Origin of the sequence: Streptomyces sp. ISL-12 (genome assembly GCF_018614415.1) — a bacterium.
GTDB lineage: Bacteria > Actinomycetota > Actinomycetes > Streptomycetales > Streptomycetaceae > Streptomyces.
Window position 1 is genome coordinate 21,155 of sequence record NZ_JAGGOO010000057.1, and the last position, 18,966, is coordinate 40,120.

The following is an 18,966-nucleotide window of genomic DNA, read 5'->3' on the forward strand; positions in this document are numbered from 1 at the left end:
CGCGCACGCCCCGCGCGGAACCTGGTGTCCCGTACACGCCCCGCACGTCAACGCACCGGCACGCGCCGTGCCCGCCGCGTCAGACCGCGGCCACGGGGGGCGCTCCCCCGGCCACCCGACACCAGAACCCGCGCACGCCCCGCGCGGAACCCGGGCCTGCGCCCGCCCGCACATCACCACATCGACACGCGCCGCGCCCGCCGCGTCACGCCGCGGCCACCGGAAGCGCCCCGCCCCCGTCGTCCGGCCCGGCCTCCGCCGTCGCGAGTGCGCACCACTCCGCCAGGGTGTCCAGCGACAGGCCGAGGGCCCGGGCCAGCGCGACGATCGTGAAGAAGGCCGGCGTCGGCGCCCGGCCGGTCTCGATCTTGCGCAGCGTCTCGGCGGAGACCCCGGCGACGGCCGCGACCTCGGGCATGCTGCGGTCGCCGCGCGCCTCACGCAGCAGCCGCCCCAGCCGCTCGCCGCGTGCGCGCTCTTCGGGGGTGAGGGGGGTGCGTACCATGCCGTCATTCTAATACCGCTCCGTCCGGCTGGAGGAGACGGCGGTACGAGGCCCCCGTCCCGCCGGGCCCGTCCTCCTCGCCGCCCACCGGAGATGCCGCCGCCGGCCGGCCGTGCCAGGGTGGTCGCAGAGCACGCCCCGGTGTGTGACCGGCGCCCGTCCGGGTTACCCGGCCCCGGCACGTCGACCAGCGAAGGCGTCCCGGACCGGCGCGGGGACGCCGGATGGGAAGGCCATGACCAGCGGCTTCAGCGGACCGGAAGGATACGACCCCTTCGCGGAGTTCTTCGCCCGCTTCTTCGGCGGACCGCGCCAGGGGCCCCGCCAGATCGACATCGGCCGGCTGCTCAGCCAGCCCGCCCGCGAGCTGGTGCGGGGCGCCGCCCAGTACGCCGCCGAGCACGGCAGCCGGGACCTGGACACCGAGCACCTGCTGCGCTCCGCGCTGACCACCGAGCCGACCCGCAGCCTGCTCAGCCGGGCCGGCGCCGACCCCGACTCCATGGCGTCGCAGATCGACGAGCGGTCGGGACCGGTGCAGCACGGCCCCGGCGAGGCCCCGCCGCCCACCTCGCTCTCCCTGACCCCGGCGGTCAAGCGCGCCCTGCTGGACGCGCACGAGCTGGCCCGCGCGTCCGGCACCGGCTACATCGGCCCGGAGCACGTGCTCAGCGCCCTGGCCGCCAACCCGGACTCGGCGGCCGGGCACATCCTGAACGCGGCCCGCTTCTCGCCCTCCGGTCTGCCGCCGGAGACCCCGGAGGCCGGTCCGCAGACCCGTACCGCCGAGAGCCAGCGGACCAGCGGCACCCCCACCCTCGACAAGTACGGCCGCGACCTCACCGAGCTGGCCCAGCAGGGCCGGATCGACCCGGTGATCGGGCGGGACGACGAGATCGAGCAGACCGTCGAGGTGCTCTCCCGGCGGGGCAAGAACAACCCGGTGCTGATCGGGGACGCGGGCGTCGGCAAGACCGCCATCGTGGAGGGGCTGGCCCAGCGCATCGCCGACGGGGACGTACCGGACGTGCTCATCGGGCGCCGGGTGGTCGCCCTCGACCTGACCGGCGTGGTGGCCGGCACCCGCTACCGGGGCGACTTCGAGGAACGCCTGAACAACATCGTCGGCGAGATCCGCGCCCACTCCGAGCAGCTGATCGTCTTCATCGACGAGCTGCACACGGTGGTCGGCGCGGGCGGTGGCGGCGAGTCCGGCTCGATGGACGCGGGCAACATCCTCAAGCCCGCCCTGGCCCGCGGTGAGCTGCACGTCGTCGGCGCCACCACGCTGGAGGAGTACCGCCGGATCGAGAAGGACGCGGCCCTCGCCCGCCGCTTCCAGCCGATCCTGGTGCCCGAGCCGTCCGCCGCGGACGCGATCGAGATCCTGCGCGGGCTGCGCGACCGCTACGAGGCCCACCACCAGGTCCGCTACACCGACGAGGCGCTGGTGGCGGCCGTGGAGATGTCCGACCGCTACCTCACCGACCGGCGGCTGCCGGACAAGGCCATCGACCTGATCGACCAGGCCGGCGCCCGGGTGCGGCTGCGGGCCCGCACCAAGGGCACGGACGTACGGACCATGGAGCGCGACGTCGAGCAGCTGATCCGGGACAAGGACCAGGCCGTCGCGGACGAACAGTACGAGCAGGCCACGCAGTTGCGGGACCGGATCGTGGACCTGAAGCGGCGGATCTCCGAGGCGTCCGGCGACGGCCAGGCCGACGAGGGCCAGAACCTCGTCGTCTGCACCGAGTCCATCGCCGAGGTGGTGTCCCGGCAGACCGGCATCCCGGTCAGCAGCCTCACCCAGGAGGAGAAGGACCGCCTGCTCGGCCTGGAGCAGCACCTGCACGAACGGGTTGTCGGCCAGGACGAGGCGGTCCGCGTCGTCTCCGACGCCGTACTGCGCTCCCGCGCGGGACTCGCCAGCCCGAACCGCCCCATCGGCAGCTTCCTCTTCCTCGGCCCGACCGGCGTCGGCAAGACCGAACTGGCCCGCGCGCTGGCCGAGGCGCTGTTCGGCAGCGAGGACCGGATGGTCCGCCTCGACATGAGCGAGTACCAGGAGCGGCACACCGTCTCCCGCCTGGTGGGCGCCCCGCCCGGTTACGTCGGCCACGAGGAGGCCGGCCAGCTCACCGAGGTCGTCCGGCGCCACCCGTACTCCCTGCTCCTGCTCGACGAGGTGGAGAAGGCGCACCCGGACGTCTTCAACATCCTCCTCCAGGTGCTGGACGACGGCCGGCTCACCGACTCCCAGGGCCGCACGGTCGACTTCAGCAACACGGTGGTGGTGATGACCAGCAACCTGGGGTCGGACGTCATCACCCGGCGCGGCGCGTCCCTGGGCTTCGGGGCCGGCGGCTCCGAAGCCGACGAGGAGGCCCGGCGCGAGCAGGTGCTGCGCCCGCTGCGCGAGCACTTCCGGCCGGAGTTCCTCAACCGCATCGACGAGATCGTCGTCTTCCGCCAGCTCACCGGCGAACAGCTGCGGCAGATCACCAGCCTGCTCCTGGACCAGACCCGCCGCATGGTCAGCGCCCAGGGCATCACCGTCGACTTCACCGACGCGGCCGTGGACTGGCTGGCCGAGCGCGGCTACCAGCCCGAGTACGGCGCCCGCCCGCTGCGCCGCACCATCCAGCGGGAGGTGGACAACGAGCTGTCCCGCCTGCTGCTGGACGGCCGGGTGGCGGAGGGCGGCCAGGTGACCGTCGACGTACGGGACGGCCGCCTGGCCTTCGTCACGCCGGGCGCGACAGTTCCCTAGGGGCGCGGGGCCGTGTCGCTGTGCGGCTCCGCCGCGTGCCGCACCCGCCGGCCGGCCGACACCGCCCCTCCCCTCAGCGCGCGGGCCGTACCACCATCGCCGACCCGCCCCCACGCCGCTTTGTCTCCGCCGCGGCCAGCCACTTCCCGCCCGGCAGCCGCTGCACACCCGTCGCCGCCCCGATCTCGGGATTGGCCTTGAAGGAGTGCCCGAGCGCCTCCAGTTGCCCGCGGAGGCCGCTGTCGTACAGGCCGGGCTCCAGTTCCGTCTGCGCGGCGTTGCGCTGGCTGGCGCGCGGCGCGGCGATCGCGTCGACCAGCGGCAGTCCCCGGTCCAGGAAGCCGGTCAGCGTCTGGAGGACGGTGGTGATGATGGTCGCGCCGCCGGGCGAGCCGACCGCGACGACCGGCTTGTCGTGCCGGTCCAGGACGATCGTCGGGGCGATCGAGGACCGGGGCCGCTTGCCGGGACCCGGCAGGTTCGGGTCGTGGACCGCCGGGTTGGCGGGGGCGAAGGAGAAGTCGGTCAGCTCGTTGTTGAGCAGGAAGCCCCGGCCGGGCACGGTGATGCCGCTGCCGCCGGTCTGCTCGATGGTGAGCGTGTAGGCGACGACGTTCCCCCATTTGTCGGCGGTCGTCAGATGCGTGGTGTTCTCGCCCTCGTACGTCGTCGGCGCCGCCGTGCCGCCGGCCGCGCAGGAGGACGGGTCGCGCGGGTCGCCGGGCGCGAGGGGGCTGGTGAGCGCGGCGTCGTCGCGGATCAGGCACTCCCGGGAGTCGGCGTACCGCTGCGACAGCAGCTCCTTCGCCGGTACGTCCTCGAAGGCGGGGTCGCCGACCCAGCGCCCCCGGTCGGCGAAGGCGATCCGGCTGGCCTCGATGAAGCGGTGCAGGTACTGGGTCTTGCTCGCCTCGGACAGGTCGGTGCGTTCCAGGATGTTGAGGGCCTCGCCGACCGTGGTGCCGCCGGAGGAGGACGGGGCGATGGAGTAGACGTCCAGGCCCCGGTAGGAGGTCCTGGTCGGCGGCTGGAGCTTGGCGCGGTAGGCCGCGAGGTCCTCGGCCGAGAGGTCGCCGGGGCGGGCGTTCCAGCCGGAGTCGGGGTCCACCGGCGGCTTGTTGACGGTGGCGAGGACGTCCTCGCCGAGGTCGCCGTGGTAGAGCGCGCCGACGCCCTTGCGGCCCAGCTCCTTGTAGGTGCGGGCCAGGTCGGGGTTCTTGAAGGTGGAGCCGACAACCGGGAGTTCGCCGCCCGGCAGGAACAGCTCGGCGGTGTCGGGGAAGTAGCGGAACCGGGTCTCGTTGGCTGCGGTCTGGGAGCGGAACGTCCCGTCGACGGTGAAGCCGTCGCGCGCCAGCCGCTCGGCCGGGGCCAGCAGCGTGCCGAGCCCCCGGCTGCCCCACTTGTCGAGGGCCGTCTGCCAGGTGGCGGGCGTGCCCGGGGTGCCGACGGCCAGCCCGCTGCTGACGGCGTCGGCGAACGGGATCGGCTCGCCGTCCTCCGTGAACAGCCCTTCGTCGGCGGTGAGCGGCGCGGTCTCGCGGCCGTCGATCGTGCGCACGGTACGGGACTTGGCGTCGTAGTAGACGAAGTAGCCGCCCCCGCCGATGCCGGCCGAGTACGGCTCGGTGACGCCGAGCGCGGCGGCGGTGGCGACGGCCGCGTCGACCGCGTTGCCGCCCTTCCTCAGCACCTCGATGCCCGCGGCGCTGGCGTCCGCGTCCACGCTCGCGACGGCACCGCCGTAGCCGGTGGCGACCGGGGTCTTCACCGGCTCACCGTCTCCGCTCCCGGCGGCGGGTGGTGCCGCCGCCCCCACCGACACGACGGCGGCCGAGACCGCCAGGACCGCCAGTTTCCGTGCGACCGGTTGACGCATCCGCACCTCGACACCTCCAGAGAAAGCCGTCCGTTGCTGCCGTTCGTTGTTGCCGTTCGTTACTGCCATTCGTTACTGCCGACTGATCGCCATGCCCCCGTCAGGGGCCAGTCGAACACCTCTCCACCTCCGACCGCTAGCATGCGCGCTCATGGATGACGACGTCCGCACCATCGTCCTGGGCGTGATCGCGGCGGGCATCAGCGCCACGCTGGGCTGGGCCGCCCGCACCTACCTGTGGCGGCGCGGCCTCCGCCGCAAGCGGGCGTTCTTCGGACTGCCGGAGAATGCCGAGTCCCTGCTCGTCGTCAACCGGGACCCGGCGACCGCGGAGCCGGCCGTCCACCGCGTCGACGTGTTCGCGCTGCTGGAGCTGTCGGCACTGATCAAGGACTGCGGCGCCCATGTCCAGGTGGTCACCCAGGACGTGGCCCACCAGGGGTTCGGTGAGCGCACCGAGTTCTGCGTCGGCGGCCCCGCCTCGAGCCGTCTCGTTCCTCGACTCCCACTCTGGACTCAATGGCCAGCGGTGCGAAGGTCACCTTGATCTCTACTGGGTCCGGTTGCCAAGCCGGGACCGACTCCACGTCGGCCAACAGCTCCATGGCCTCGGCCCAGACGCCCCCGCTCAGCCATCGGTTCGCCTGCGTCTGCAGCGTCTTCCAGTCCACGCCGAACTTCGGCGCCAGCTCCTTGTAGCGGGCACCCGAGACGGCCTTCTCCAGAAGCGCTTCAACCATCACCCGACGGTCAATGGTGCTACGGGAACCGCCCATGAGTGGTGCGATCCGCTCCCAGGCATCGTCCGTGAGGACTGGGACGCCGCGGCCGGCGGCCACGAACCACTCCCGCATCGCGCAGGCCACGCCCTTGCGCCTAGGAGCGCAGCGGAGAACTTCCGCTCGCGTCTTCATCATGCGCAGCAGTTCGGCCTTTTCGGCAGGCTCGGCGTCCTGCAGGTTGCGCCCAGCGACTTCGGCCAGGCGCTCCAGGTTCTGGAGCCAGCGGCCTGCTTCTGCGGCCTCCCTCTGCCACGCTTCTGCCTCACGGCGTAGCTTCTCCAGCCCGGCGAGTTCGTCTTCGTGGGGCTTGGCGGCTCGTTCCGCGGCCTCCTCGGCCTCCTCGCGACTCTGGCCTCGGCGCAGGGCGCGCTTGGCGGCGGTAGCTGCGGTGATGTCGATGAGGTCTTCAGTTTCGGCGATCCGCTGATCCAGTTCGGAGATGTGCTTGGTGTAGTCCATGCGCTTGTGGCTGGTGGCGTTCAGCCAGTCCTGGGCCATAGCCTTCATGCGGTCGGCGTCGCCGAGCGTCGCCATAACGTCCTTCCATACCTGCTTCTCGATGCTGGTGGCTTCGAGGTAGGGGCAGGTGCAGCGGTCGCCCGCTCCGGCGTACGACTCGTGTCGTCCCTTGCATCGATAGATAACCTCTGTGGGCCGGTGCTGGTGGCCTTCGTAGGTCTTGCCGCAGGGGCTGGTCATGAGGCCGGTCATGAGGTAGATGCGGGACCGAGTCTTGGTCGACGGCCGACGGCTCGCCATGGCGGACTTCAGCTCTTGGACCTCCTCGTTCGTGAAGATCGACGGGAGGTTGATCACGACGGTTTCCCCATAGATCGGGTTGCCGTCCTGGTCTCGCTGAGCACCGCGGCCTCGCCATGTGACACGGCTTTCCAAGGCCGCATCCCCCAGGAGGCGACAGCGGATGTTCTTGGCGGTCCAGCCGTTTCCAGATCGGGTCAGGCGCTTCTCGCTGTTGAGGATGAGCGCTGTCTCCTCCCAGCTGCGCTTCTCCAGGAACACTTCCCGCGCTCGGCGCAGGGTCGCCGCCTCCTCCTTGTGGACGGCATAGCGCGAGGCGCCTTTCTTGCCACGCTCGGCGACGTCCCAGCCGAAGGGGACCATGCCGCCCGGGTACAAGCCGTCCTCGGCCTTTTCCTGGATGCCACCCTGGGTGCGTTCGCGGATCAGTTCGCGCTCTTCCTCGGCATAGTCGGCATCTTTGCGCATTTGGCTGCGGCCGGCCGATGTCGAGTTGTCGTAGTCCTTCTTGACCACGGCGACGTATACACCGAGGTCTTCGAGGTCCCAGACCCACTTCCAGAAGGCGCGGCCGGTGCGGCCGATGCCGCGGCCCTCGTTGACCACGACCATGTCGAAGGGGCGCGGGGTCTTGCGTGCATCCTTCATGAGGCGCCGCAGGTCCGGCCTGTCGTCGGCCTCCAGGCTGCCGCTGAAGCCCTCGTCGGCGTACGTGCCGACGTGCTTCCAGCCCTTCTTCTGGATGTAGCGGACGGTCTTCTTTCCGGTGTAGGCGATGCCGTATCCGTCGGCCTGTTCCTCGGTGGACACTCGGAGGTAGTCCACGGCCCGGAGTGTGGCCGTACCGGTGGTTCGCAGTGCGGCGTCAACTGCACGTATGAGAGTCTTGCTCATGTCAGTCCCTTCGCGACTGGCCAGACCCCGGGGCATTTGCGGTGCCGCCGGGGTCACTCATGGGCGTGGATCTTATGCTGCGGGGGTGTCGGTGCGAGGCCGGAAGAGGATTTCTAGGATGCGCCGGTATGCCACCGGGTCCGGTTCCTCGTCCCTGAAGCTGATGTCGACTTGAGGCGCTGGGTCATCTTTGAAGTGTTCACATAGCCAGTTACCTGCCGCGACAGCCAGTATAGGGCCCCCATTCTGCACAGGCATCCTCCTTCACAAATCCTTAGCATTTACCGACTCGAACACTCTGCCTTGGTGACGCAATACGCGCCTGGGCATCTATTTCGCCGTAACTAAGCGTTGGGATTTCCTCAGCAGCGACAACAGCGTTTGCGAGGGTTGCGCCTCGGCCACGCCAGGCCGCTCTCGTTCCCGCTTCCGGCGTATAGTGCCGTTCATTGATCCTGCTCCTCCCCACCGCCAGACACAGCGAGCAGGACCGCCACCAATGGTCACCATGATCGCCGGTTTGGCCAACCGGTGACCGTGGTCTATGTTGTGCGCCGCGTCATGAACCCGACAGGCTCTGCAAGCTCGCCACCGGCTAATGGCAGTCGCTAGAAAGCGCCAGGCTGGCCTTGGCGAGTTAAGTACCTTTTCGAGCGATAAGGGTACCCAGATTGGCCTCTCGGTCACTTCGCGCCCGTGCCTCTCAGGGGACAAAGCCCTGCATCCCGGTAGCCACCGGCCCGACGGGCGGGCAAGTGGTGTCCGCCATGTGCGATGCGCGGCCCCTGTCCGCTGTTGCTGTGGTGTGGGCACCGGACGAACGGCTGACGCAAAGCGGGCCGGGAAGGGTGACCCGCATCAGAAAACCCCCACGTCCTCTTCTGCCAATCTCGGAGAAGGACGACCGAAAAATACAACGCGGTCGACCCAATCGTGCCCTTCGGGAAGTGGGTCGCGCTATCGAGAGAGATTGGCGGGCACACCGGGCAGGTGGTGGAGGCAGACAACGACTGGCTGCTCGGACAGAGGTGGTCCAGGCCATGGCCCGGAGTCGCTCGGGTCGTCTTCAACGCCCGCAGCGGCGACTGCGGCCGGTCTGCGGCACCGGCCTCGGGCGGGGCTCTTGGAGCAGACCCTGCGCTGGGAGCGGGAGCAGGGCACCTGGACCGGCTCCGCCGTGCGGGCCTGAGCAGCTGGCGTGAGCGCGGGTTGCTGAAAAGGTGGGGTAAAGCGATGCGAAGGTAGGCGCGCAACCGAACACGACGAATACCTGACGCCACATCCTCTTCAGGCATGGCCCTTAGAACGGCAGTCGGCGAAGATACCCAGCGCCGGAGCGACCGAATGAAGCACATAGTGGCCGACCGAAGGACTCGGTCGGCCCAGCACACCTCACTAAGATCCTATTACCAGCTCTACGGGCGCTTCGAGGCATCACACCAGTAGGTGGCGAGCATCTCGCCCGGCCAGACCGGCTGACGGACGGCTCCTTGGGGCCCCATCTGCTCGAAGTACGGGGCCAAGTCCACGACCGGCGTCCCGTCGACTGCGTCGAGATCCGTCACCAGGAGGTCGCGACCTTTCACGCTGAGCAACTTCGGGTAGCTAATGGCCAGTTGGTTGGGGCGCCGGTGATTCCGGTGGACGAAGGTTCCGGTCGCCGGCCAGTGCGGATTGCCTCGGGGGCTCCGAGCATGGAGTTGGACATCCTCAGGTTGTGCCAGGTGAAAGCGCCACGTCACCGTCAAATGGGAGAACTCCTCGATGCCCTGCAGCGTTTCGAGAGGGTACGCGTCGTTGATCCGGATGACCGATTCGACTCCGCCCTGGTAGTCGTCCTGGACGCGGGTGTGGCCCCCGACCACCGTTGCGATCGACTCGACCTCGTACGTCGCCATCGGGGTTCGTTCCTCTCGCTCAAGTTGCCTGTCCGGTAGCCGTCGCGCGAAGCGACGAGCTTGCTCCACGGTCACCCTATGGCCCGCAGCATTTCCTTCGCCCGGCGGTCCAGTTCGGCAACACGGCGGCCCCCTCGTCCCCGAACGGGCGAGAGGTCGCTCTGCATGCGGACGATGACGTCGCGGGCTCGGCCGGAGTGGACGCCGGCCATGGCCTCGAGTGCTTGCACCCAGGTGTCGCACGCCTCATCAAGGCGTCCTTGCTGGACCTGAACGGCGCCAAGATAGCCGAGGGTCACGCTGTGGGTGCGGGCGTACTGCTGTCGGCGACGGGTGGCGACGCTGTGCCGGAAATGGGCCTCCGCGTCGGGATGGCTACCCAGGTCTCGCAAGGCGCAGGCGGTCTCGTGGGCGAGGGATGCTTCCTGGAAGAAGCCGACGCGGCTGGGAGCGTCCTCCTTGTCGGCGCGTTCGAGATCCCGTTCCGCGCGGCTGATGGCCGTGAGGGTCCCGGGTCGGTCGCCATCGGCGGCCAGGGCACGGGCGTGGACGATCGAGAGCAGGGCCTTCTCCCGCGAGCTGGCCTGGCCATAGTGCGTCCGGGACATGGACGCGCCGGCCAGGTCGAGCGCCCTGCGTGGATGCCCCAGGTCGACCGCCTGGTGGGCGAGAGCCCGCAGGATGTGACCGCCCAGCGGTCCGTCTGCGGCTTCGGCCGCGATGCGTGCGGCGAGGGTGAGGTAACGCTGTGCGGTGCGGTGCTCGGAGGCGTCGAACGCCATCCAGCCCGCGAGGTAGGCCATCTCCGCCACAGCCGAGTACGTGTCCCGGCGGAGCCGTTCCGTTCGGAACCTGCTGCCCAGCAGCGGCACCGCCTCGTCGCGAAGGTGGCCGGCCAGGGCCGAGCGCCCGGAGGCTCCTCCGCGCTGCTGGTCCCGCGCGGAGTAGAAGGCTGTCAGGTTGCGGACGTCATCAATATCGGCCTGTGTCACCAGCCGGGACGAGACTGCCGTGCGCGATGCGGCTGTGGCCGGGGCGGCTGCCCACCACGGAGCCGCGGGCAGGGCGAGTCCGGCGGCCGAGTAGGCGGTGGTTGCCAGCAGTTTGCGTCGGTGCATGTCCAGATCGTCGCTTCCCAGCTCGGCCAGCACGGTCAGAGGGTCGACGCTCCAGTCAGAACTACTGTCGGTCGAGCCTGTCGACCCGTCCTCCAGCCCGAGATCGGCGAGGGTGAGGCGGCGGCCGAGCCTGCGGGATAGCGTCTCACGCAGGATATGAGGCGCTCGTCCGCTGGGTTTCGTGCCCTGGATCCACATGGCGATGTGCGAGCGGGAGATGGCCTCCAGTTCGCGTGCGCCACTCTCCGCGGCAACACGTGCGACTGCGGCGGCTGCTTGGGGCTGGGACCAGCCCGCTTCGCGCAGAAGTGCGGCAAGGGCGACGTTTCGCTCACGGGCCATGGACTGCCCCCTGGTTTCGAAATGATCTTTGACGCCTTTGACGGCCTTGCTGACCTCCCAGGCATACCGCCAGGCGGGGATTCGCGGTTCGCTCAACGTAGCGGGCGGATCACTCACCTTGCACGTCAACCGACTGCGTTGCACGGCGTTGCCCGCTTGATTTTGCTTGATCGATACAGGAGTTGTGTCATGCGTCTCTCGCTGGCCCCTGACCGGACGTCCCACCAACGCGGCGAGCAGGACGGGACACACCACGCTATGGGTGGGCTGAGCCTGCGACGGGACCGGACGGCCTGCACGGCGGAGACGATGACGCTCGTGCTGGGCCAAGGCGCGCCGTTGCCCGATTCCGCCGCTGATGTAGAGGACCTCGTGCTGCGGCTGCGAGGGCACGTCAGCCAGCTCGCGACCCTGACGCCTTCCCAGGAGCCGGCCCTGCTCCGTGCGCAGTTGCTCTGTTCGGGCGGCCTCCCCGAGGGCTACATGCCCAGCCGGGTTCATCTGGTCAGGCTGGCCGAGGCAACCCAGGAACTGCTCGCTGCTGTGCGAACCTACGGCGCCGTCCCCGGTAAGCCGTCACGGCAACGGCGTTGGCGGAAGCCGCCGATCAACGTGCTGCGTGGCTCGGTCTTCGTTCTTGCCCTCGCCTGCTTGGTCCTGGCCGCGTCTGTGCCCCGGACGTGACTACGACCTGGGCACTTTCGATGGCGCTGACTCTCGACTCGCGCGGCCAGCCACCCAGCCCTTATGGGGCGGCTTTCGCGCCGAGGCTTGAGCAGGCGTCCCTCGGCTTTGGTAGCTGCCGAGCGTCCCCTCACAGCCGTTCCCAGCCGCTGCAGTGACCCAGAAACCATCCCCGGGTTCCGGGGACCTACGGAGATCCACACGATGAAGCGCCTTCCGCGTATCGAGCAGTACGGCCTGATCGGCGACATGCAGACCAGCGCTCACGTCTGCGATGACGGTTCGATCGACTGGCTGTGCCTGCCTCGCTTCGACTCCCCCGCCGTCCTGGCCGGCCTGCTAGGCACGCAACAGCACGGCACTTGGCAGGTAGCGCCTGCCTCCGCTGTCCTTCCCCTTGGGTCTCAGTCCGTTGCCCAGCGGCGGTATCTGGGGCACTCGCTGATCCTGGAGTCGGTGTGGCACACAGCTGCGGGCGTCGTTCGGGTTATCGATTTCATGCCGCCGGGTGGCGAGGCGCCGCGCGTCCTCCGGATTGTCGAGGGTGTGGACGGCGTGGTGCCGATGGTCTCGTGCATGCGTCTGCGGCCGGGTTACGGCCGTGTCAGTCCGTGGATCTTCGAGACGAGCGGACGGATGGCTGCGGTGGCCGGCGAGGACGCTCTGTGGCTGGACACTTCCGTGGAGCAGGTGGAGAAGGACGGCGCGGTCGTCAGCTCGTTCACCGTGGCCGCCGGGCAGACTGTGGCGTTCGTACTGAGCTGGGCTCCGTCGCACGCAACCGCGCCGGAGGTCCCGGACCCGGACGTCGCCCTGTCTGAGACGCGTGAGTTCTGGCGGGACTGGGTGCGGCAGTGCGCCTACGGCGGATCGCGCCGTGAGGCCGTCGTGCGGTCGCTGGTCACGCTGAAGGCGCTGACGCACCGGGCGAGCGGCGGAATGGTCGCGGCCCCGACCACATCGCTGCCCGAGGAGATCGGCGGCGGACGGAACTGGGACTACCGCTACACCTGGTTGCGGGACGCCTCCTTGACCGTGGCGGCCCTGCTGGAGGCCGGTTTCCGGGAGGAGGCGCAGGCGTGGCGGCAGTGGCTGCTGCGGACCGTGGCCGGGGATCCGGAACGTCTGCAGATCATGTACGGGGTCACCGGAGAGCGTGATCTGCGGGAGCGGGAGCTGCCGTGGCTGCCCGGCTACGAGGCATCCACTCCGGTTCGGGTCGGAAACGGCGCCGTGGACCAGCTGCAGCTCGACGTGTACGGCGAAGTGATCGATGCGCTTTACCTCGCGCACCAGAGCGGCCTTCCCCGCTGTGCCGATACTGCCGTCCTGCACGGCAGACTCATCGAGCACCTGGCTCAGCGGTGGCAGGAGCCGGACGAGGGGATCTGGGAGATCCGCGGGCCCCGCCGCCACTTCGTCCATTCGAAGGTGATGGCCTGGGTGGCGGTCGACCGTACGGTCCGCCTGGCCGATGCCGGCGCCCTCACCGTCGACGTGGAGCGTCTCGTCGTCCTGCGGGAGACCATCCACCGCGAGGTGTGCGACAAGGGCTTTGATCCGGTACGCAACACCTTCACCCAGTCCTACGGGTCCCGGGAGCTGGACGCTGCCCTGCTGCTGATCCCGCGCGTCGGTTTCCTCCCGCCCGACGATCCGCGCGTCCTGGGCACGGTGGACGCGGTGCGCCGTGAACTGGCCAAGGCTGACGGGCTCGTGCGGCGGTATCAGACCGCCGGGGAGCAAACCGGGGTGGACGGTCTGGCCGGCGATGAGGGAGCGTTCGTCCTCTGTTCCTTCTGGCTCGTCGATGCTCTTGCCCTGACCGGCCGTCTCGACGAGGCCCGGGCGCTGTTCGACCGGCTCCTGGACCTGCGCACTGGTCTCGGGCTTCTGGCCGAGGAGTACGACCCCCATCGGCAGCGCCAGCTCGGCAACTTCCCGCAGGCGTTCAGCCACGCGGGCCTGGTCCAGTCGGCCCAGCTCCTGCACCGGCTCTCGCCTCAGGTCTTCTCCGTCCCGGGTGAGGACTCGGCTCTCGTGGCCGCTTCCGGCCGGCCGTGGCCCGAGCAACGCGCGGGTAGCAGCCTGCCGGACGTCCAGCTCGTCCCGACCTCATCCCGTTCCTGACTGTTGAGGATGATCATGTCCTACAGCGTTGTCCCCTCCCGGCCGGTCTCCTCCGGCCACCGCAGACGACGGTCTGTGCGGACCGACCGGGTCACGCTCCGCCGCGTCCGCCGGGCCGTGGTCATACCCCTGCTGCTTCTGGCCGTACTCGCGGGTGCCGCGCTCGCCCTCTGGGTGATGGGTGTGTCGCGCGGCTGGGTGCTGGGCGGCCTCGCGGGCGGGCTGGTCGCGGTGGGTGTCGCCGCCGGCTGTCAGAGCCGTGCTGCCGCGCGGGCGCTGCACGCGGCGGCCACCGACGTGCAGGCTGCGGAACTGGCTAAGGTCGCTGACGCGGCGGCGGCTGTGGAGAAGTCGCTGCTGTGGTCGGCGGATGAGCTGTGCCGCGGGATGCGCCCGCCGGTACCCCACCAGCAGGTGCCGCGGTCGGCCGGTCCGGCCGCGGACATCGAGGCGGCGCTGGGTGAGCTGCAGGCGCAAGCCGTCACCTCGTTGATCCGCGTGCACGACGAGTCCCGGTCCATGGTCCTGCTGGAGGTTCTGCGGCGCCTGGCCCAACGTGAACACGCCCTGGTCGGACGGGCGCTGGAGGCGCTGAGCCGGCTGGAGAACCTCACCGACGACCCGGAACTGCTGGACACGATCTTCCACATCGATCACCTGGTGACGCGGATGCGCCGGCAGGTGGAGAGCACCTCGGTCCTGGGCGGGCAGTCGCTGCGCCGGATGCGGCAGGCGGTCTCGGTGACCCTCGTGCTGCGCGGTGCGGTCTCCGAGGTGGTCCAGTACCCGCGTGTCTCGGTGGCGGCGGGCTCCGTCGGGACCGAACTGGGGCTGCCCGGTCATGTCGGCCCGGACCTCACCCACGTGCTGGCCGAGCTGATCGAGAACGCGTGTGAGTGCTCCGATCCGGCCACCAGGGTGACGGTCAGGGCGCAGCGGGTGTCGGCCGGGCTGGCGATCGAGGTGGAAGACCGTGCGCTGCCGATGCATCCGGAGATGCGCGAGCGGATGAACCGTCTGCTCGCCCAGCCGGACGAGGTCGACGTCAGTGGTCAGGTCCGGGCGGGACAGCTGGGCCTGCTGGTCGCGGCGAAGATCGCGCAGCGGCACGGCCTCGTGGTCCGCCTGCAGGAGAACGCGACCGGGGGTACCACCGCGCTGGTGGTTGTCCCGGACCAGCTCCTGGTCCCGATCACCTCGACTCGCGAGTCCAGCGGCGCGCTACGCGAGTCCGAGCAGCCTCCGGCCGCCGCCGCGTCCAGGCAAACGGCGCCCACGTCCCGCGCTGCGGCCGGTGCCGAGCCGCTTCTCTCCCGGGCCCAGGGCGCCCCGGAGAGCGCGCCGGGCCTTCCCAGGCGTGAGCGTCGGGCCGGGACTTTCCGTCCGCCGGTCGAGCGGGACCAGCCGCCGGTAACAGCCGCCACGCCCGGTCTGGCAGCGGCCTTCCTCAGCGGCGCCGAGCAGCAGGCCCGCAGAAGCGGGCCACCCGCCGCACCGGCCGCCCCGCCCCAGCCCTGACCTGCGGACTCCCCGTTCCCGGCGGCCGGCAACAACTAACGGCCCTTCCCCCCTCTTCTGGAGCGATTGCTATGACCACCAGCCCCGACACCAACCACCTGGCCGCCGGCCACACCCCGTCCGCCACCGCACCGAGCAGCCCACTGGAGCGACTGGCGTCGTTCCTGCAGCACTTCGCCGCCGACACCTCGGGGGTCACACACGCGGTCCTGCTGTCCCGGGACGGCATTCGCCTGGTGGACAGCGAAGTCGACAAGGACTGGGCCGACGAGCTGGCCGCCGCGATCAGCGGGATGGCGTCCATCGCGGCGAACATCACCGGTCCTACCCGTGCCAAGCGTCCGGCCCGGCAGATCATCGTCGAGCGCGACGACTGCCTGCTCTTCGTGCAGAACGCCGGCCGCAGCACCGCGTTCCCGAACCAGCCCGGCAACGTCCGCGGAGTCGTGGACACAGTCCTGGCCGTCATCACCACTGCGGACGCGGACGCGGGCACCGTCGGATACGAGATGGGCCGCCTGGTCGAGCGGTTCGCCCCGTACATGGACATCCCCGTACGCACCGCCCCGGGCGTGGCGCGGTGAGTGAGCACGGTGCGTCGGCGCAGGAGTCCGCGTTCGTGCGGACGTACACGCTGACGGGCGGCCGTACCCGGCCCCGGCATCTGCTGTCCCTGGAGACGGTGCTGGAAGCCGGGCCCGGGCGGCCCGGCCCCGCCCAGGCCGAGGAGTGCCGGCAGATCGTCGCCTGGTGCCGGGATCACCGCCGTTCGCTGGCGGAGCTGGCGGGCCTGCTCGGCCGGCCCGTCACCGCGGCCAAGATCCTCGTCTCCGACCTCCTGGACGCGGACGCCCTGCTCGTCGCTGTCGTCGACCCGTACACCTCGTCCGGACAGGGGGTGCGTCCCTCCACGCAGTTGCTGGAGGCCCTGTCCGCGTCCCTGAGAAGGAAGTGGCCCGATGCCATCGCCTACCCCCAGGCCGGCTGATCCCGCCGTGCCGCCCGACAGCCCGGTACCGCACAGCGGCGCACCGGTCGTGCTGAAGATCGTGATCGCCGGCGGGTTCGGCGTGGGCAAGACCACCGCCGTCGGCGCCGTCAGCGAGATCGCCCCTCTGAGCACGGAGGAGTACCTGACCGAGGCCGGCAGCCAGGTGGACAGCACCGCGGGCGTGGAAGCCAAGCGGACGACCACGGTCGCCTTCGACTTCGGCCGCCTCACTCTGAACGACGCCCCCGTGCCGATGGAACTGCTGCTGTTCGGCACACCGGGACAGGACCGGTTCGTGGACCTGTGGTACGACCTGGCCCGCGGCGCGGTCGGCGCGGTCGTCCTCGCGGACACCCGGCGCCTGGACAGCAGCTTCACCGCCGTGAGCTTCTTCGAGGACATCGGCCTGCCCTTCGTCGTCGCCGTCAACGAATTCGACGGCGCGCACCGCTACCCCTGCCACGAGGTCCGCACCGCCCTCGAACTGCCGGACCACATCCCCGTGGTCACCTGCGACGCACGCGATCCCGACCACGTCGCCGGAGTCCTGCTGACCCTGGTCGGCCAAGCCCTCAAAAGCGCTCCGGCCAGCCTCGAACGCCCCACCTTCCCCGCTGCACTCCAGGACGCCTCATGACCTACCAGCCCCACAACCTCGCTCCGTCCCTGGCGGACCGGCCCCCGTCGGCGCTGCCCCGGCGTACGACGGAGCCCACCGGCCGACCGCCTGCCGCACCCCGGGCCACCGCCAACCGCCCCCCGGTCCCGCACACGGCCGAACTCGCCGAGCGGTACCAACTGATCCAGCATCTGGATCTGCCCACGGGAGCGGACGAGGTCTTCGACGACTTCGCCCGCAGCATGACCGAGGCCACCGGCTTCCTGTACGGCTTCGTCAACCTCTTCTTGGAGCAGCAGACCTTCATCGGCCTGCACCAGCCGCCACCGGACAGCGGATTCGTCATCGTCGGCCGCACCATGAGCCTGGATCACGGCTGGTGCCCGGAGGTCGTCGCCCGCAAGAAGGCCCTGCCCCTGCCCGACGTCCACGCCAGCCCTCGCTTCAGCGGCAATCACGTCGTCGACGCGGTCGGTATCCGCTCCTACTTCGGCGCCCCCCTCATCCACTCCAGCGGCACCACCCTGGGCACCGTGTGCGTCATCGACCCCGAGAAGCGGTCGCTGGCCGATGCCCGCCGGCTGCGGGACATCGTGATCGACACCGGCAGTCAGGTGATGCGCCACATCACCCGCGCCCGTCCGCTCTAGCCCGCGTTCGCCGCCCGCACTCGGGGGCCCCTGCAGTTTCCCGGCCGATTCATCCGTGCGATCTACCGCCCAGGGAGAGGGAGACGATCATGACCGCCACGCCCGCCGCGCCGCCGCCCGCGCTGCGTCCCTATCTCACCGCCCGCCACGAGACGCTGTGGCAGGAGGCCGACGCGTTCGCAGCCGAAGAGGTCGCGCCACGCGCGGCCCGGATGGAAGCGACTCCCCGCAGGGTCGAGCGCAAGGTCGCGGAGCTGATGGCGGCGCGCGGCTGGTTCGCCGTCACCGTCCCGACGGAGTTCGGCGGGTCGGGCACCGGTCACGTCGCAAAGACCGTTCTCATCCATCGCATCGCCCGTGTCTCGGCGGCTGCCGCGGCCATCTTGCAGGCCACCCTCATCCCGGTCGGCGGCCTGTTCCTCTTCGCGTCCTACGAGCAGAAAAAGCACTGGCTGCCGCAGGTGGCGGACGGCTCGCTGCTGCTGTCGATCGCCGTGACCGAACCGGCCGCCGGCGGACACATCGGCGGCATCGAAACCACCGCCACCTACGACGGCAAAAACTGGGTGATCACCGGCAGCAAGATCCACATCGGCAACAGCCACCTCGCCGGCGCCCACCTCGTCATCGCCCGCACCGCCGCAGCCGGGGTGACCAGCTCACAGGCGCTGACCGCGTTCCTCGTGGAGTCCGACCGCAAGGGGCTGACCGTGGCCGACCACCGGCCGGGGCTCGGCCTGCACGGCTTCTCCGCCGGCCGCCTCGACCTCGACCGTGTCCGGGTCCCCGAGGACAACATCGTCGGGGAAGTCGGCCAGGGCCTGCACGTGGCGCAGGGCAGCAGCATCCTCTACGGCCGCCCGAACCTGACCGCGGTCAGCCTCGGCATCCACGAGGCCGCGGTCACCACCACGACCACCTACCTCACCACACGTCTCCGCTACGGCGGTCCGCTGGCCGACCTGCCCGTCCTGCGGGACCGCATCGGCGAGATGGAGGCCCGGCTGCGGGCCGCGCGGATCCTGGCCTACCAGGCCGTGCACCTCCTCGACGAGGGCCTGCCCTGCGACGACGCCGACCTGATCAACGCCAAGTACCTCGGCCACCAGTGGGCCGCACAGTCAGTCCGGGACGCCATGGAACTGCACGGCGCCCAGGCTCTGGACGCCGACTACCCGCTCCAGCGGCTGTGGCGCGACATCCAGCACACCTACCCACCCGCCGGCACCGGGGAAGTCCAGCGCATACGCCTGGCCGACGCCGCCCTGGGCGAGGCCCACATCCAGTGGTCCCAACGCCTGGCCGCCGAAACAGCCTGGGCCCGCCCCGACCCCACCGCCGCGTAAGCCCCCCAGGCAGGCAACCCGCGCATCCACCTCGCATGGCCAACGTCGCCAGCCCTCGTATCCCGCGAGGCCGACAGC

14 protein-coding genes and 1 pseudogene are annotated in these 18,966 nt (G+C 70.3%); 10 read left to right on the forward strand and 5 right to left on the reverse strand.

What is annotated here, in order from left to right; genetic code table 11:
- Positions 1-205: 205 nt before the first annotated feature.
- A complete protein-coding gene (locus J7I94_RS15995) occupies positions 206-505 on the reverse strand; it encodes a helix-turn-helix domain-containing protein (protein WP_215167770.1) in 300 nt (99 codons plus the stop codon).
- A 235-nt stretch (positions 506-740) separates the two neighbouring features.
- Here J7I94_RS15995 and J7I94_RS16000 point away from each other — a divergent pair, with 235 nt between their 5' ends.
- Positions 741-3,278, forward strand: coding sequence for an ATP-dependent Clp protease ATP-binding subunit (locus J7I94_RS16000; RefSeq protein ID WP_215167771.1), 2,538 nt, complete (start codon positions 741-743; stop codon positions 3,276-3,278).
- A gap of 73 nt (positions 3,279-3,351) precedes the next feature.
- On the opposite strand, the gene ggt is transcribed toward J7I94_RS16000, so the two are convergent.
- A complete protein-coding gene (gene ggt, locus J7I94_RS16005) occupies positions 3,352-5,157 on the reverse strand; it encodes a gamma-glutamyltransferase (RefSeq protein ID WP_215167772.1) in 1,806 nt (601 codons plus the stop codon).
- 151 nt (positions 5,158-5,308) lie between these two features.
- Here ggt and J7I94_RS16010 point away from each other — a divergent pair.
- Positions 5,309-5,647, forward strand: a pseudogene (locus J7I94_RS16010) (hypothetical protein); the annotation flags it as partial.
- Here J7I94_RS16010 and J7I94_RS16015 read toward each other — a convergent pair.
- The 3 genes from J7I94_RS16015 to J7I94_RS16025 all read right to left on the reverse strand — a co-directional run bounded on the left by J7I94_RS16015 (position 5,574) and on the right by J7I94_RS16025 (position 10,950).
- The gene (locus J7I94_RS16015; RefSeq protein ID WP_308114584.1) at positions 5,574-7,523 is read right to left on the reverse strand and encodes a recombinase family protein; all 1,950 of its coding nucleotides are present in this window, start codon (positions 7,521-7,523) and stop codon (positions 5,574-5,576) included. The pseudogene J7I94_RS16010 and the gene J7I94_RS16015 sit on opposite strands and share 74 nt — an antisense overlap.
- Positions 7,524-9,007: 1,484 nt before the next feature.
- On the reverse strand, positions 9,008-9,490 hold the full coding sequence (locus tag J7I94_RS16020; protein WP_215167774.1) for an SAM-dependent methyltransferase: 483 nt from the start codon (positions 9,488-9,490) through the stop codon (positions 9,008-9,010).
- 71 nt (positions 9,491-9,561) lie between these two features.
- A complete protein-coding gene (locus J7I94_RS16025; protein WP_215167793.1) occupies positions 9,562-10,950 on the reverse strand; it encodes a Tat pathway signal protein in 1,389 nt (462 codons plus the stop codon).
- 309 nt (positions 10,951-11,259) lie between these two features.
- On the opposite strand from J7I94_RS16025, the gene J7I94_RS16030 reads away from it, so the two are divergent.
- The 8 genes from J7I94_RS16030 (at position 11,260) to J7I94_RS16065 (ending at position 18,888) form a co-directional block, all read left to right on the forward strand.
- A complete protein-coding gene (locus J7I94_RS16030) occupies positions 11,260-11,634 on the forward strand; it encodes a DUF6415 family natural product biosynthesis protein (RefSeq protein WP_251075224.1) in 375 nt (124 codons plus the stop codon).
- A gap of 204 nt (positions 11,635-11,838) precedes the next feature.
- Positions 11,839-13,764, forward strand: a complete 1,926-nt coding sequence (locus J7I94_RS16035; RefSeq protein ID WP_215167795.1) for a glycoside hydrolase family 15 protein — start codon at positions 11,839-11,841, stop codon at positions 13,762-13,764.
- Positions 13,765-13,779: 15 nt separating this feature from the next.
- Positions 13,780-15,282 (forward strand): ATP-binding protein, encoded by a 1,503-nt coding sequence (locus J7I94_RS16040; RefSeq protein ID WP_215167775.1) that lies wholly within the window; start codon positions 13,780-13,782, stop codon positions 15,280-15,282.
- A gap of 71 nt (positions 15,283-15,353) precedes the next feature.
- Positions 15,354-15,866 (forward strand): roadblock/LC7 domain-containing protein, encoded by a 513-nt coding sequence (locus J7I94_RS16045; RefSeq protein WP_215167776.1) that lies wholly within the window; start codon positions 15,354-15,356, stop codon positions 15,864-15,866.
- Entirely contained in the window at positions 15,863-16,270 is a 408-nt protein-coding gene (locus J7I94_RS16050) for a DUF742 domain-containing protein (protein ID WP_215167777.1), read from the forward strand. Before J7I94_RS16045 ends, J7I94_RS16050 begins: the two co-directional genes overlap by 4 nt.
- Positions 16,271-16,319: 49 nt before the next feature.
- Positions 16,320-16,910: an ATP/GTP-binding protein gene (locus J7I94_RS16055; protein ID WP_374198395.1), complete on the forward strand. Its 591-nt coding sequence runs from the start codon at positions 16,320-16,322 to the stop codon at positions 16,908-16,910.
- Positions 16,907-17,542 (forward strand): GAF domain-containing protein, encoded by a 636-nt coding sequence (locus J7I94_RS16060; protein WP_215167779.1) that lies wholly within the window; start codon positions 16,907-16,909, stop codon positions 17,540-17,542. Before J7I94_RS16055 ends, J7I94_RS16060 begins: the two co-directional genes overlap by 4 nt.
- An 89-nt stretch (positions 17,543-17,631) precedes the next feature.
- Positions 17,632-18,888, forward strand: a complete 1,257-nt coding sequence (locus J7I94_RS16065; RefSeq protein ID WP_215167780.1) for an acyl-CoA dehydrogenase family protein — start codon at positions 17,632-17,634, stop codon at positions 18,886-18,888.
- Positions 18,889-18,966: the final 78 nt, after the last annotated feature.